The following is a 13,668-nucleotide window of genomic DNA, read 5'->3' as shown; positions in this document are numbered from 1 at the left end:
GGAGGTCGCAATGTCGTCGTACATCAACCCGGCTGAGTGGACCACTCTGGCAACTCAGGCCGAGGCTGGACTGCTTTCGATCGATCCGGCAGTCGGCGCCAATCTCACCAAGGCTTGTGACAACCACATCGATGCTTTGGAAGATGTCCTCAGACAGGTCTCGGGGGTAGAACGCATCACGGGGTTCGGGTCGTTCAACTCGAGCCAGATCCTGGAAAAGAAATTCTCGCAAACCGCATCGGGCGGGGACCGCTGCCTCCGCGACACCATCACCCAACACATCGACGCCGTCACCACCGCCAAAGAGGTTGTCCTCAAAGCGATTGCCAACTTCCAGGCCCAAGACTCCTACACCGCAGGTCAATTCAACGGACTAGAGACGAACTGATGACCTACGAGGATTACAAGAACAAGGTGATTGCCGCCCAGGAGCAGTGGAACCAGGAACGCAGCGTCATCTACTTGACGCAGAACCTGGCCAACCTGTCGAGCCTCTTCCAGGGCGAAACTCAACCGCCGCATATCACCGGTACCGATGGTTACGACCACATGTCGCTGGAGGACTTGCAGGCTGCGGTGTCGGCGATGAAACCGAGTGTGGTCCACAGCGCATCCGAGGCATGGAACAAGATCGGCAGTGATCTGTCGACGTCGGTTGTCGCGTTCAACAATGCTTTCGGAGCAAGCGTCAACGCAGAGAACGGCTGGGTGGGGCAGGCCGCGTCGGCTGCCGTCGCCGCGGTGAACAACTACGCGAAACAATCCAGCACGTTGCCTGCTGCGGCCACCGCTGTCAGCCTGAAGCTGGCCGAAATGCGTACCGGCTTGGAGCAGACGCAGGCGTTGATGCCCGGGCTCACCCAGCGGCCGGCGCTGACGAACAAAACGCTGCCGGTCGACGGTGAGATGAAGCTGGACCAGTACACCAATGATGAGGCGCTCGAGGAAGCTCGACGCGTCTTGAGAACCGTGTATTCCCAGGTGGCAGTCCAGTCGGACAACGGGGTGCCCTTCATGCCGACCGCGCCGAAGATCGTCGCCGATGGCGGCGGTGACCAGCCGGTGCCGGGCAACGGCTCCACCGGCGGGAAGCCAAGCAGCGGCAACACGGGCACCACGGCGGGAACAAACCAGCAGGCCGAGCAGGCAACCCCTGGTTCTGGATCACCATCGGGCACCGAGAATCCGGGCACGACAACCGGATCCACCACACCATCCTCGACCGACTCGACCACCGCCGCCTCCACCACAACGCCGACGACGACGACACCATCGGGCTCCCCGACAACCACCACGCCATCCACACCCGGGACGACTCCGACCACGCCCCTCGGTACGACGCCGGGCGCGGGACGAGGCGGCGGCGGCGCACCTGGATCAGGTCGCGGCGGCACAACCGGCGGCGCTCCGAGTCCAGGTCGCGGCACGGCCGGCTCCCCGGTGGCCGGGTCGCCGACGGCCGCGGCCGCGGCCGGAAGGTCAGGGGGTGCGGGCAGTGGCCGCGGGATGTCGGGGATGCCTGGCATGGGTGCGCCAGGAGCGGGCAAAGGGCAAAATGACGATGAGCACAAGGGCGTTCCAGACTATTTGATCACGCAGGAAAATGGCGAGATACTCACTGGGCTCGGGGAGATCAAGACCGTCCCGCCGGTGATCGGCGGTGACTTCGAGAGTGCACAGCAGTAAGTTCACCGCGCAAGAGTTCGAAATCCTCTGGGCGGCATACGGTCGCGACCGATTGCCTTACCCCGTGCAATTCCGCACGGATATCAGCGATTTCGACGAACTGAAACGCATTCGAGACAGCGCGGTAGAAAGCCTGCTGACCAAATACGATCCCTCGATCGAACGTGCCCTCGACACGCTGACGAACCCCGATGCGCGACTGGAGTCGAAAGGGATTGCCGGACAAGACCACCCGCAGATCATTCGATTCCATGGCGCAATCCGTGGGGAAGCGGGCGCCACCCTCATACAGGACCATGGCCCTGCTGATGACATCGGTGGCGACGTCGTGCTCACCTGGTGCAGCGCGGACCAAGTCGCCCACTCCGCAGTGGCGGTGCTGCCCGAGCGCGAACCCGGTACCCGCGCGCCACTCGAGATTCCCCGCGAGCGGATCAGCGCTGAGGACGAACACTTCGAGTTCCGGGCGGGAGCAGTGAGCGCGATGGACCAGATCGACCGCATGTTCCGGCGCTCACGCTCTGGGTACGGTGAGATCGCGGCCTTTGCGGGCGGCGCGGTCGACGCGCGACCGACAACCCCCGAGCGCACCTTCTGGTGGATGGACTACCCGGACGGCCGCTATTACGCCCGCACCGGCGATCCGATCATCGCCGAACCACTCGACAGCAATCGCATGACGGCAGGTATCCGCCAAATGCTTCGCCGCGCCCAGCGCCGCCACTGCGAGGATCACGATTGACCACTTGCCTGGATGGGTATCATGCCCGGCATGAATGTCATTCGCGGTCGGACAAGAATGGCAAGTTTGCGATGTGCGCGGGGCGGAATCAGCCTGCTGACACGCCGAATTTCTGCTGGTCGGAAACCTATTTTGGCCGCAGGTCTACCCCCGCGCCGTATTGGTGCTTATTGTTGGACGGGTCAGGCGTGGGACGCCCCGCACGCGAGGTGGATTGCGTCGGACAGTGCGTTGAAGGCTTTATCCTTTATCCCTCGGAAAGGACCGTGTGGAGATGGCTGACAAGTCTAAAAAAGCACCGAAGAAGATGCCCAAGCAGATGCCGCGCCAGCAGCAGGAGCAGCGGCAGGAGCAGGGGCAGGACTCGCAAGGGATGACGCGAGCAGGCCAGGACGATCGGCGTGATCAGCAGCGCCGCCCCGGCCATCACTGAAATACGTGTGTCGACGAGCCGCCGGTATCGGTACCGGCGGCTCGTCCACGTCATGCCCCGATGCTCAGTAGCGCGCCTGCCCCGGATTCGTCCCGCCCCCACGGCGCCGTCGACGGATCGGGAACGGGCACCGCATCGATCAGGGTGTACTCCTGAACCCGTGCGGCGAATTCCGCGCGCACCTCGCCGGTTTCGGCGATCCGGCCCTGACACAGCACCGCAACCCAGTCGGCGACCTGGTGCGCCACGGCCAGACCGAGACTGATGAGCTGGCCCGGACACCGCCCTTCTCGGGCGTCCTCGGCTCACGCCACCTGCGTGGTGTGAACGTCGGTTCCCGCGTCAAACCCGGGCGGTTTCACCGACACCCACAGGGCATCGGTCAGCGCCTTCCCGTCGGCGGCCTTTGTTCAACCTGGTCTGGTGGGCTGGATGCCGAGCAACGCGCTCCACTCCATGGGTCCGCAGATCCCTCCGTGTCCTCGTCCGATACCGTGCTATCGGCACTGATAGACACAGTAAGGATCCGACCGTGGACGACAGTTCCCTGATCTGGGACGACGGTGTGCTCGTCACCATCGACCAGCGCGGACTGCCGCACGAGGTGCGGGAACTGCGCCTGCGCGCGGTCGACGAGATCATCGAGGCGATCAGCACGCTCGCCATTCGCGGCGCTCCGGCGATCGGGATCGCGGGCGCGTTCGGCGTGGTCATCGCTACGCGGGTACACACGGGCGACGGGGTGGTCGAGGTGGCCGCGGTGCAGGCCGAGGCCGACCGGATCGCCGCGGCTCGACCGACGGCCGTCAATCTGGCGTGGGCGGTCGACCGGGTGCGTGGCCGGATCGCCGACGGGGCCGACGCCGTGCTGGCTGAGACCCTCGACATGCTCGCCGAGGACGGCCGGGGCAACCGTGCCGCCGCAACCTACGCCGCGGACCTGGTGCAACGTCTGTGCGGTGATCGTCCGCTCCGGCTGCTCACCCACTGCAATACCGGCCGTCTCGCCACCAGCGCATTCGGGACCGCGATCGGCGCATTGCGCGTGCTGCACGAGCGCGGTGCCGTCGAGGACGTGATCGTCGACGAGACCCGCCCGCTGCTCCAGGGCGCCCGGCTCACCGCATGGGAACTGGCCGAAGCGGGCATTCCGCACCGCTTGACCATCGACTCCGCCGCCGCATGGGCGATGGCGACCGGTCAGGTCGACGCCGTGCTCGTCGGTGCGGACCGGATCACCGCCAACGGTGACGTCGCCAACAAGATCGGCACCTTCACCCTGGCGCTGGCCGCACGCCACCACGGCATCCCGTTCATCGTGGTCGCCCCGGAGTCCACCCGCGATACCGCGATGGCGACCGGCGCGCAGATCGTGGTGGAACAGCGAGCCGGTGCCGAGGTCACCGGATTCGGCGGGGTCACGACAGCACCGGCGGACACCGCGGTGTTCAACCCGGCTTTCGATGTGACACCCACCGACCTCGTCACCGCGGTGGTCACGGAAAACGGTGTGGTCTACCGGAATTCAGATGAATTCAACGAGCAAGGCCGTGCCATCACGGCTGTCACCACTGCGAACACCGGCGGCACGCGGCCCTTCGCCGAACCGGGCCGGGCGATTTCTGCCACTGCGGTGGCCGACCACGTGCAGGGGTACCACACACAGGGTCATTCGGCGCGGACCTACGGCACCCAGGCTGACGCCGACCGAGGTCGGGAGATCGCCACTACCGCACGTCAACTCTATGAGCGCGGGTGGATGCCGGGCACGGCAGGCAATATCTCCGTGCGGGTCGCCCAGGCTGGACCAGGCGGGGGCGAGGACGCCCTCATCACCGCCAGCGGATTGTCCAAAGGCGAACTGAGCGCGCACGACACGGTGCTGGTCGCGATCGCCGACACCACCGCGCGGCCCGGCCAGAGCCGGAAGCCGTCCGCGGAGACCAGCATCCATACCGCCGTCTACCGCACCCGCCCTGCCGGTGCGGTCGTGCACGTGCACTCCCCTTTCGCCACCGCGCTGGCAACCACCGCCGCGCGGCCCGGCGGCGCGGTGACTCCGGTGCGGATCACCGGTTTCGAACTGCTCAAGGGATTCGGTCTGGCCGACCCGTCGTCGGTGGCAATCCCGGTGTTCCCGAACTGGCCCGACGTCGGCCGCATCGGCACCGACATCGAAACCTATCTCCGCGAAAACCCTGCTGCCCCACCGATTCTGCTCATTACCGGGCACGGGATCACCACCTGGGGTGACACTCTTGCCCAGGCGCGTGATCGCGCCGAATGCCTGGAAGCCCTGTGCGAGTTGATCGCTCGCACGGAACGTACCGACGCCACACCTCTCGAGATCGGACCGACATGACCCTGCTGCAAGTGATGGCCGCCGACAACGCCGCCGACGTCCGGGTGCGCACCACCGACCCCACCGAGATCGGCGCCGAGCTGGCCCAGCACGGCATCGCCTACTCACACTGGGACGTGCTCGCCGACGCCGCCGCCACGGACTCCGACACCCTGCTCGCCCACTACGGCCCGCAGATCGCCGAACTCAACGCCTCGGGCCGCTACGAGCACATCGACATCGCCCGCATCCACCCCGACGCCGACAACCCGGAGTGGCCCGCCACCGCCGCCGGTGCGCGCGCGAAGTTCCTCGACGAGCACCGCCACGCCGAGGACGAGGTGCGCTTCTTCGCCGCCGGCCGCGGCTGTTTCTACCTGCGTGTGGGCGATGCCGTGCTCGCGACGGTCTGCGAAGCGGGCGACCTGCTCTCGGTCCCCGCGGGCACCCTGCACTGGTTCGACATGGGCACCACCCCCGACTTCATCGCCATCCGTTTCTTCGAGGAGGCCGACGGCTGGGTCGGCGACTTCACCGGCGACAAGATCAGCGCGGGCTTCCCCACCCTCGACGAACTGCTGGCGTGACCCGCGCGATCGTCCTCGACATCGAGGGCACCACCAGCCCCACCGATGCGGTCCGCACCGACCTCTACGGCTACACCGAACAGCAGCTACCCGCCTGGCTGGCCGAAAATGCCTCCGGCCCCGCCGCATCGGTGCTCGCGCAGACCCGCGAACTCGCCGAAGAACCCACCGCCGATACCGACCGAATCGCCGCCATCCTCACCGGCTGGCTGCATTCGGACGTGAAGGCCGAGCCACTCAAAGCCGCCCAGGGTGCCATCTGCGCCAAGGGTTTCCGCGCGGGCGCACTGCACGGCCGCTTCTTCGACGACGTGGTCCCCGCCCTGAAATCCTGGCACGACGCCGGCTTCGTGCTCTACGTCTACTCCTCGGGATCCGAACGCAACCAACGAGATTGGTTCACCTTCGCCGAAGGGGGCGACATGTCTCCCCTCATCACCGACCACTACGACCTGGTCAGCGCAGGCCCCAAACGCGAGGCCGGGTCCTACGCCGTCATCGCCGACCGCATCGCCATCCCGGCACCGGAAATCCTGTTCCTGTCCGACCACCCCGGCGAACTCGATGCCGCGGTCGCCGCGGGCTGGCAGGTCATCGGCATCCACCGCCCCGGCGAACCCAATCCCGCACGCCCACCCCACCACTGGGTGAGCTCCTTCGCCGATATCGAGTTCTGAGTCCCGGTGCGTCTCAGCCGACCTGGGCCCTGACCGCGCCCAGCGACGCACCCCGCTGCACTGTCCCGAATACCCGGCGCGCGTGGATCGCGACGGGGCTCGTCGACCATGGTGCCAGGGTGGTGGTGAACATCAGTTCACACCAGGACAGGGCGGGGATCTCGCCGGCGGCGAGGGTGGCGATGAGGGAGAGTTCGGTGTCGTGGCCGAGCCAGGCCGCTACCAGCCAGGAGGCGTCGAGGCGGCCGAGGAATTCCTCGGCGTCCTCGGGCGGGCCGTGGGGGGTGTCGACAGCGAGGTGGACGACGGCGGCGATGGCGTGGCGCATCGTGGCGTCCATGCCGATGGCGTCGTGCAGCAGCAGACTTTCCAGTGCTGAGCGCAGTTCCATCGAGGGATCGAGGGCTAGTTCGTGCATGTCGAGCCTTTCCTGTGGTTCGGACTGCTGGTCGAGGCCGCCGGTGATCGCCCGCAGCGTCGGAATAGCCGGTGGCACCGCTGGATCGACGAGGTCGGTCAGCGGGCCCGACGTCCAGTCGAGCCTGCCGAACGCCTGACACCAGTCCAGCGCCGGATTGTCTTCGGTGACAACGAGATCCAGGGCAAGTCCGGCCATCGACGCGGTGCAGGCCAGGGTGATGGCGTCGAGTCCCTCCTCGCTCACCGACAGGTGCAATGTCACCTTCTCGACCCCGGTGTCCTCGCGTGCTCGGCCCGCGAGCCAGATCGCGCGGCCTGCGGCACCCATCGCGGCGGCGAGCTGGTCGCCGCGCGGATGGTCGGCGTCGGCGTCGATGAACGGGCCGTACCAGATCGCCCTGCCCTCCGCGTCGCACACCGCGAATGTCGCCGACACGCTGTCGCCCGCGGCGGCCAAACTTATGTGGGCGTCCAGCCCCTGCTCCGTAACCCTCATCAATATCCCCGTTTTCCGATTCGAGCCGAATATCGGTACGTCTCCTATCCAATCCGTCATGAACAGACATGTCCACAGGGCGCGCACAAATATTTGTCCCCGGTGAGGTACCAACACTCGCCAGTGAATTCACGGGACCGGCGCTCCACCGAACAGGCGGCACCGCATTCGGCCCGCAACCGGGCGAAATCCGCTGATTCGCTTGTATGTTTCGACCATGCCCTTCGTGCACTCCGATTCTGTAAAGATCCATTTCCGCACCGATGCCGTCCGTGGTCCGACCCTGCTGCTCGCCCATGGATTCCTCATGGACGAATCCATGTTCGACCCGATCCGGAAGGTACTGGCGCACACCGATATCAATGTGGTGGCCTGGGATGCCCGCGGTCACGGCCGCACCGGATACGGCGGCAATCCACGCTTCGATTACTGGGACCTGGCCACCGACGGCCTGCGCGTGCTCGACGCTCTCGGCATCGAGAACGCGATTGTCGGCGGCGTGAGTCAGGGCGGTTACGCGGCATTGCGGATGGCGTTACTCGCCCCCGAACGCGTCACCGGGCTGGCACTGCTCGATACCGAGGCCGACGCGTGCACCACCGATGACGAAACCTATTACGAGAACTTCTTCGACGAATGGTGCGGTGACGGCGCATTGCGGCCATTGGCCGAAGACCTCGCGCCGCGATTGATCGGCGGCACCGATCCGCAGATCTGGCAGACCTGGATCACCCGCTGGCTCGCCGCCGATCGCACCGCGATCCGCCCGGCGGCCGACTGCCTGATCGGGCGCGATTCGGTCGGTGGGCGGCTCGGCGAGATCAGCGTGCCCGCGCTCGTTCTGCGCGGCGAACACGACCACAGCAGCACCGAGGACAAGTGCATCCGGTTGGCGGACGGGCTGGGGGGCGCGAGCGGTGTGCGCACGGTGGCGGGTGCGGGCCACGGCTGCGCGCTGACCCATCCCGAGCAGGTTGGCGCGGCGCTGGCCGCGCTGGTCACGGCCTGCGTCCCGGACGCCGTCGAGCCGGTGGCGGTCGCCGGGATCTAGTGGTCGGGACCGCGAACGCCCAGGTAGTACTGGATGCGGCCGGGATAGGCGACGGAGTCGAGCCGGAACAGCTGGACGTCGACGGTGTAGTTCGCGCCGGTGTGCAGATCACACAGCCGCATGGCGGTGTGCTCGCGCCCGTAGACGGTGTCGCCGTCGTCCCAGATGCGGCGGAAGTCGCGATATTGCGCCAATTCGTCGAGCAGTTCGGTAGCCCAGTCACCGCCGACCTGCTGGCCGATCAGGCCACGCAGCCAGTGCACGGTGAGCGTGGACTCCTTCTCCCATTCCACCATGACTTTGCGCGAGAGCGGATTGCCGAAGAACCAGCGCAGGATATTGACATCCTCGACCAGTCCGGGGAACGCGCGGTCGTAGGATTCGTTGCCCGCGAGCACATTCCAGCGCGTGTCGACATAGGCCGCCAGATCGGGTTCCTGCAGCGCCAATGTCCGGCGCATCTCGGCGCTGATCTCGGCGCGCAGATCCTCGACTGTCGGATTGTCGACAGGGGCGAGCCCGGCAAGATCGAAAAGATGTCTGCGCTCGATATCGGTCACCGGTGCGATCCGGTCGAGGTAGCGCACGAGCGCTTCGATCACCGCACGTGTGGGCCGGTCCCGATCCCCGCTCTCCAAATGCGTGATGTAACTCGAGCTGACCCCCGCCGCGAAGGCGAGTTTTTCCCTCGAAATCCGCCGATCATCGCGAAGTCGCCGCAGCAATCCGCCGAGCGTCGGCGGTTTCGGCGGCCCATCGGGTCCGTCGAACGATGGCTTCGGTAGCACCCCAACCCTTCCTGTCTGCACAGGTTCATCCTGGAGGACCATTCAAGCTCGAACCAACCGCCGACCGGAAAAGATGCCGTTTCTTTATATTGGCGCCGCGCCATTTGGGTAGTTAACCTGCGGCAACTGTGTTCGTGGTCACGAAATGCGGTGTGCTGAACCGAATCAAAAGGATTCCAATTCTCGCCGTTCAGCATTGCTCTAGGATTCCGCACCGCTCGACCGTGGCCACCACGGCCGTCGCGATCGCCACCCCCGCCGCCGACCGGATGCTGCCCCGGATCGCCTCCGGGACCCCCGCCGACGAACGCGACGATCGTCCGGTACGACCTGGTCCGCCCTGCCGCCGCCGGCCGTCTCGACACCGTGCCGAATGCCGTCCCGACTCGGCCATAGCTGTGTGTGGCGTCACATCCGCGCTGTTCAGCGGGCACACCGGGTGTGTAAACAAATGTAAACCGCGGGAGAACCAGTCGTTTCCGAAGCATCACCGCCGACCCCCCGACGCACCCCCCGATCACCGCGTTCGGCCAGCTCGCGGCCCATTCACCCTGGTGAGCCCCCGATCGCGGGTGCCGCCGCGCACCTCCCCCGTGACCACGACATTTCGCCGACCTCACACCTCACCGCGGCCCGAATCCGGATGTGAAAAGTTCGTTTTGCCGAAGGAGTCCGCCTCCTTACAGTTTTCCCAACAGCCCGATTTCACGCACTCGAAGGGGGCGTCGTGGTTAATTCGCGTACGCAAGGTCCGTCGCCCACCGATTTCGGCGACACATTGCTGAACCTCGGTAAGTATTTCCAGCGGGGCGAGGTCTCGCCCGACAACCGGTCCGTCTACAAGGTCGGCGGCCGCGATGCCGACGAGTTCTACCGGGACCGCTGGTCGCACGACAAGGTGGTGCGCTCCACCCACGGCGTGAACTGCACCGGCTCGTGTTCCTGGAAGATCTACGTCAAGGACGGCGTGATCACCTGGGAGTCCCAGCAGACCGACTACCCGTCGGTGGGCTCGGACAAGCCCGAGTACGAACCGCGCGGCTGCCCACGTGGCGCCTCCTTCTCCTGGTACACCTACTCCCCCGCCCGCGTGCGCTACCCGTATGTGCGTGGCACCCTGCTCGACCTGTACCGCAAGGCCAAGGCCGAGCTCAAGGACCCGGTGCTGGCCTGGGAGTCCATCGTCGAGGACCCGGTCAAGGCCAAGGCCTACAAGACCGCGCGCGGTAAGGGCGGATTCGTCCGTGCCGAATGGTGGGAAGCCGCCGAGATCGCGGCCGCCGCGCACGTGTACACGATCAAGCAGTACGGCCCCGACCGCGTGGCCGGCTTCTCACCGATCCCCGCGATGTCGATGGTCAGCCACGCCACCGGCGCCCGGTTCGTGTCGCTCATCGGCGGCTACATGCTGTCGTTCTACGACTGGTACGCCGACCTGCCGGTGGCCTCGCCGCAGGTGTTCGGCGACCAGACCGACGTGCCGGAATCGGCCGACTGGTTCGATGCGGGCTACCTCATCATGTGGGGCTCCAACGTCCCGGTGACCCGTACCCCCGACGCGCACTACATGACCGAGGCGCGCTACCGCGGCCAGAAGGTCGTGGTGGTCTCCCCCGACTACGCCGACAACACCAAGTTCGCCGACGAATGGGTGGCCGCGCGCCCCGGTACCGATGCCGCGCTGGCGATGTCGATGGGCCATGTGGTGCTCAAGGAGTTCTTCATCGAGAAGCAGACTCCGATGTTCACCGACTACATCAAGTCCTTCACCGATCTGCCGTACCTGATCTGCCTCGACGAGGCGGCGGATCAGGACGGCGCTCTCCCCGGCAAGTTCCTCACCGCCGCCGATCTGGGCCACACCGGCGAAGGTGTCGAGCACAAGCCGGTGTTGCTCGACCAGGCGGGCAACCCCGTCGTGCCCAACGGCTCGCTGGGCCACCGCTTCGGCGAGGGCGACGCGGGCAAGTGGAACCTCGACCTCGAGGGTGTCGACCCGCTGCTCACCCTGCTCGGCCATTCCGATGACGCGCCCGCCACCATCGCGCTGCCGCGTTTCGACACCGATGTCGCCGGGTCGATCATCCGCGGTGTGCCGACGAAGATCGTCGCGGGTAAGCGGGTCACCACCGTCTTCGATCTGTTGCTCGCGCAATACGGCGTGGGCCGCGACGGCCTGCCGGGCGAGTGGGCCAAGGGCTACGACGACGCCGAGTCGCCGTATACCCCAGCGTGGCAGGAGGCCATCACCGGAGTGCCCGCCGTTCAGGCGGCGCGCATCGGACGCGAATTCGCCGACAACGCCGAACGGTCCGGCGGCCGCTCGATGATCCTGATGGGCGCGGGCACCAACCACTGGTTCCACTCCGATCAGATCTACCGTGCCTTCTTCACCCTGACGCTGCTCACCGGCTGCCAGGGCAAGAACGGTGGCGGCTGGGCCCATTACGTGGGCCAGGAGAAGTGCCGTCCCGTCACCGGGTGGGCCACTTTGGCTTCCGCGTCCGACTGGCAGCGTCCGCCGCGTCAGATGCAGGGCACCGTGTTCTGGTACCTCACCAATGACCAGTGGCGCTACGACCCCTTCACCTCGGACTCGTTCGCGTCGCCGCTGGGCAAGGGCAAATTCGCCGGTCGCACCGCCGCCGACAACATCGCCCTGGCGAGCCGTCTTGGCTGGATGCCCAGCTACCCGACGTTCAACCGCAACCCACTCGACCTCGCCGACGAGGCCGCCGAAGCGGGCAAAACCCCCGCCGAACATGTCGTCGACGGCTTGAAATCCGGCGACCTGCGCTTCGCCTGCGAAGACCCCGACGCGCCGGAGAACTTCCCGCGCGTGCTCACCGTGTGGCGCGCGAACCTGCTCGGCTCCTCGGGCAAGGGCAACGAGTACTTCCAGAAGCACCTGCTCGGCTGCGGCTCCAACCTGCAGACCACCGATGCGACCGGGGTACGTCCGCAGGAACTGGAATGGCGTGAGGAAGGCGCCGAGGGCAAGCTGGATCTGCTTCTCGCACTGGACTTCCGCATGACCAGCACCACGCTGTTCGCCGACATCGTGCTGCCCGCCGCCACCTGGTACGAGAAGCACGACCTGTCCTCGACCGACATGCACCCCTTCGTGCACGCGTTCTCCCCCGCCATCTCGCCGCCGTGGGAGGCCAAGACCGACTTCGAGGCGTTCCACCGGATCGCGCGCGGGTTCTCCTGGCTGGCCGAAAAGCACCTCGGCACCCGCAAAGACATCGTCGCGGTGCCGTTGCAGCACGACTCTCCCGACGCGCTGGCGCAGGCCGGTGGCAAGGTACTGGACTGGAAAGCCGGCGAGTGCGAGCCGATTCCGGGCAAGACCATGCCCAAGATCGTGGAGATCGAACGCGACTACACCAAGATCGCGGAGAAGCTGGCCGCCCTCGGGCCGCTGGTGGAGAAGCTCGGTCTGACGACCAAGGGCATCACCACCTTCCCCGAGGCAGAGGTGGAGTACCTGGCCGGGCAGAACGGCACCATCGTCTCCGGCATCGCCGCGGGCCGGCCGTCGCTGGCCAAGGACACCCACGCCGCCGAGGCCATCCTGTCGCTGTCGGGCACCACCAACGGCCGTCTGGCGGTCGAAGGGTTCGAGGCGCTGGAGCGTCGCACCGGCACCGAACTGGTCGACCTCGCGAAAGAGGCTGAGGGCAAACGGATTACGTTCGCCGACACCCAGGCGCGCCCGGTTCCGGTGATCACCTCGGCGGAATGGTCGGGCTCGGAATCCGGTGGTCGCCGGTACTCGCCGTTCACCATCAATGTCGAGCGGCTCAAGCCATGGCACACCCTCACCGGTCGCCAGCACTTCTACCTCGACCACGACTGGATGATCGAACTCGGCGAGCAGTTGCCGATCTTCCGTCCGCCCCTGGATATGTCCGCGCTGTTCGCAGAGCCGAGCATCGGCAATGTGAGTGGCAACGGCCTGACGGTGCGGTACCTGACGCCGCACTCCAAGTGGTCGATCCACTCGGCCTACCAGGACAACCTGCACATGCTGACGCTCTCGCGCGGCGGTCAGACGATCTGGATGTCGGACGTCGACGCCAAGAAGATCGGGGTGGCGGACAACGATTGGATCGAGGCGATCAACCGCAACGGTGTCGTCGTGGCCCGCGCGATCGTCTCGCACCGCATGCCAGAAGGCACGGTCTTCATGTACCACGCCCAGGACCGCGCGGTCGACGTGCCGCGCATCGAAGGCGCCGAGGACACCACCAAGGAAGCCAAGGGCAAGCGCGGCGGTATCCACAACGCGCTCACCCGGGTGCTGATCAAGCCCTCGCACCTGATCGGCGGCTACGCCCAGCAGTCCTTCGCCCTGAACTACCACGGCCCCACCGGAAACCAGCGTGACGAGGTCACGACTATCCGTCGCCGCAACCAGAACGTGGAGTACTAACCATGCGCG

At 66.4% G+C, this 13,668-nt stretch carries 12 protein-coding genes; 9 read left to right on the top strand and 3 right to left on the bottom strand.

Features of this window, described 5'->3' with window-relative positions:
* Nucleotides 1-10: 10 nt before the first annotated feature.
* The 4 genes from ACTWPB_RS14045 (at nt 11) to ACTWPB_RS14030 (ending at nt 2,861) form a co-directional block, all read left to right on the top strand.
* Nucleotides 11-388 carry a hypothetical protein gene (locus ACTWPB_RS14045; protein WP_446226075.1) on the top strand — a complete coding sequence of 126 codons (378 nt, stop codon included), beginning with the start codon at nt 11-13 and terminating at the stop codon, nt 386-388.
* Nucleotides 388-1,686, top strand: a complete 1,299-nt coding sequence (locus ACTWPB_RS14040; protein WP_446226074.1) for a hypothetical protein — start codon at nt 388-390, stop codon at nt 1,684-1,686. The genes ACTWPB_RS14045 and ACTWPB_RS14040 overlap by 1 nt, the downstream gene beginning before the upstream one ends.
* Nucleotides 1,673-2,428 carry an ESX secretion-associated protein EspG gene (locus tag ACTWPB_RS14035; protein WP_446226073.1) on the top strand — a complete coding sequence of 252 codons (756 nt, stop codon included), beginning with the start codon at nt 1,673-1,675 and terminating at the stop codon, nt 2,426-2,428. Before ACTWPB_RS14040 ends, ACTWPB_RS14035 begins: the two co-directional genes overlap by 14 nt.
* Nucleotides 2,429-2,702: 274 nt before the next feature.
* Nucleotides 2,703-2,861, top strand: coding sequence for a hypothetical protein (locus tag ACTWPB_RS14030; RefSeq protein ID WP_378920493.1), 159 nt, complete (start codon nt 2,703-2,705; stop codon nt 2,859-2,861).
* Nucleotides 2,862-2,911: 50 nt separating this feature from the next.
* On the opposite strand, the gene ACTWPB_RS14025 is transcribed toward ACTWPB_RS14030, so the two are convergent.
* Nucleotides 2,912-3,109 (bottom strand): hypothetical protein, encoded by a 198-nt coding sequence (locus ACTWPB_RS14025; protein WP_446226072.1) that lies wholly within the window; start codon nt 3,107-3,109, stop codon nt 2,912-2,914.
* Nucleotides 3,110-3,393: 284 nt separating this feature from the next.
* Here ACTWPB_RS14025 and mtnA point away from each other — a divergent pair, with 284 nt between their 5' ends.
* The 3 genes from mtnA to mtnC are packed head-to-tail and all read left to right on the top strand — an operon-like array spanning nt 3,394 to nt 6,466.
* Nucleotides 3,394-5,223, top strand: a complete 1,830-nt coding sequence (gene mtnA, locus ACTWPB_RS14020) for an S-methyl-5-thioribose-1-phosphate isomerase (protein WP_446226071.1) — start codon at nt 3,394-3,396, stop codon at nt 5,221-5,223.
* Nucleotides 5,220-5,789 carry a 1,2-dihydroxy-3-keto-5-methylthiopentene dioxygenase gene (locus ACTWPB_RS14015; RefSeq protein WP_446226070.1) on the top strand — a complete coding sequence of 190 codons (570 nt, stop codon included), beginning with the start codon at nt 5,220-5,222 and terminating at the stop codon, nt 5,787-5,789. Before mtnA ends, ACTWPB_RS14015 begins: the two co-directional genes overlap by 4 nt.
* Nucleotides 5,786-6,466, top strand: a complete 681-nt coding sequence (gene mtnC / locus ACTWPB_RS14010; RefSeq protein ID WP_446226069.1) for an acireductone synthase — start codon at nt 5,786-5,788, stop codon at nt 6,464-6,466. Before ACTWPB_RS14015 ends, mtnC begins: the two co-directional genes overlap by 4 nt.
* 13 nt (nt 6,467-6,479) lie before the next feature.
* Here the strand turns inward: mtnC and ACTWPB_RS14005 are convergent, their stop codons facing one another.
* Nucleotides 6,480-7,382 carry a hypothetical protein gene (locus tag ACTWPB_RS14005; RefSeq protein ID WP_446226068.1) on the bottom strand — a complete coding sequence of 301 codons (903 nt, stop codon included), beginning with the start codon at nt 7,380-7,382 and terminating at the stop codon, nt 6,480-6,482.
* Between the two features lie 217 nt (nt 7,383-7,599).
* Here ACTWPB_RS14005 and ACTWPB_RS14000 point away from each other — a divergent pair, with 217 nt between their 5' ends.
* Complete coding sequence (locus tag ACTWPB_RS14000; protein WP_446226067.1) at nt 7,600-8,433, top strand: alpha/beta fold hydrolase; 834 nt, start codon at nt 7,600-7,602, stop codon at nt 8,431-8,433.
* Here the strand turns inward: ACTWPB_RS14000 and ACTWPB_RS13995 are convergent.
* Entirely contained in the window at nt 8,430-9,263 is an 834-nt protein-coding gene (locus ACTWPB_RS13995) for a helix-turn-helix transcriptional regulator (protein ID WP_446226066.1), read from the bottom strand. The two genes, ACTWPB_RS14000 and ACTWPB_RS13995, sit on opposite strands and share 4 nt — an antisense overlap.
* Before the next feature lie 685 nt (nt 9,264-9,948).
* Between ACTWPB_RS13995 and ACTWPB_RS13990 the strand changes: the two genes are divergently transcribed.
* A complete protein-coding gene (locus tag ACTWPB_RS13990; protein WP_446226065.1) occupies nt 9,949-13,659 on the top strand; it encodes a nitrate reductase subunit alpha in 3,711 nt (1,236 codons plus the stop codon).
* Nucleotides 13,660-13,668: the final 9 nt, after the last annotated feature.

The organism is Nocardia sp. IBHARD005 (assembly GCF_052814245.1).
This window is presented reverse-complemented; position numbering and strand designations above follow the sequence as displayed.

What these genes read in the sequence shown, in the direction of transcription:
- ACTWPB_RS14040 (WP_446226074.1), top strand. Translation starts at nt 388, where the DNA reads ATGACCTACGAGGATTACAAGAACAAGGTGATTGCCGCCCAGGAGCAG.
- ACTWPB_RS14005 (WP_446226068.1), bottom strand. Translation starts at nt 7,382, where the DNA reads ATGAGGGTTACGGAGCAGGGGCTGGACGCCCACATAAGTTTGGCCGCC.
- ACTWPB_RS14000 (WP_446226067.1), top strand. Translation starts at nt 7,600, where the DNA reads ATGCCCTTCGTGCACTCCGATTCTGTAAAGATCCATTTCCGCACCGAT.
- ACTWPB_RS14045 (WP_446226075.1), top strand. Translation starts at nt 11, where the DNA reads ATGTCGTCGTACATCAACCCGGCTGAGTGGACCACTCTGGCAACTCAG.
- ACTWPB_RS14030 (WP_378920493.1), top strand. Translation starts at nt 2,703, where the DNA reads ATGGCTGACAAGTCTAAAAAAGCACCGAAGAAGATGCCCAAGCAGATG.
- ACTWPB_RS14015 (WP_446226070.1), top strand. Translation starts at nt 5,220, where the DNA reads ATGACCCTGCTGCAAGTGATGGCCGCCGACAACGCCGCCGACGTCCGG.
- ACTWPB_RS13995 (WP_446226066.1), bottom strand. Translation starts at nt 9,263, where the DNA reads ATGGTCCTCCAGGATGAACCTGTGCAGACAGGAAGGGTTGGGGTGCTA.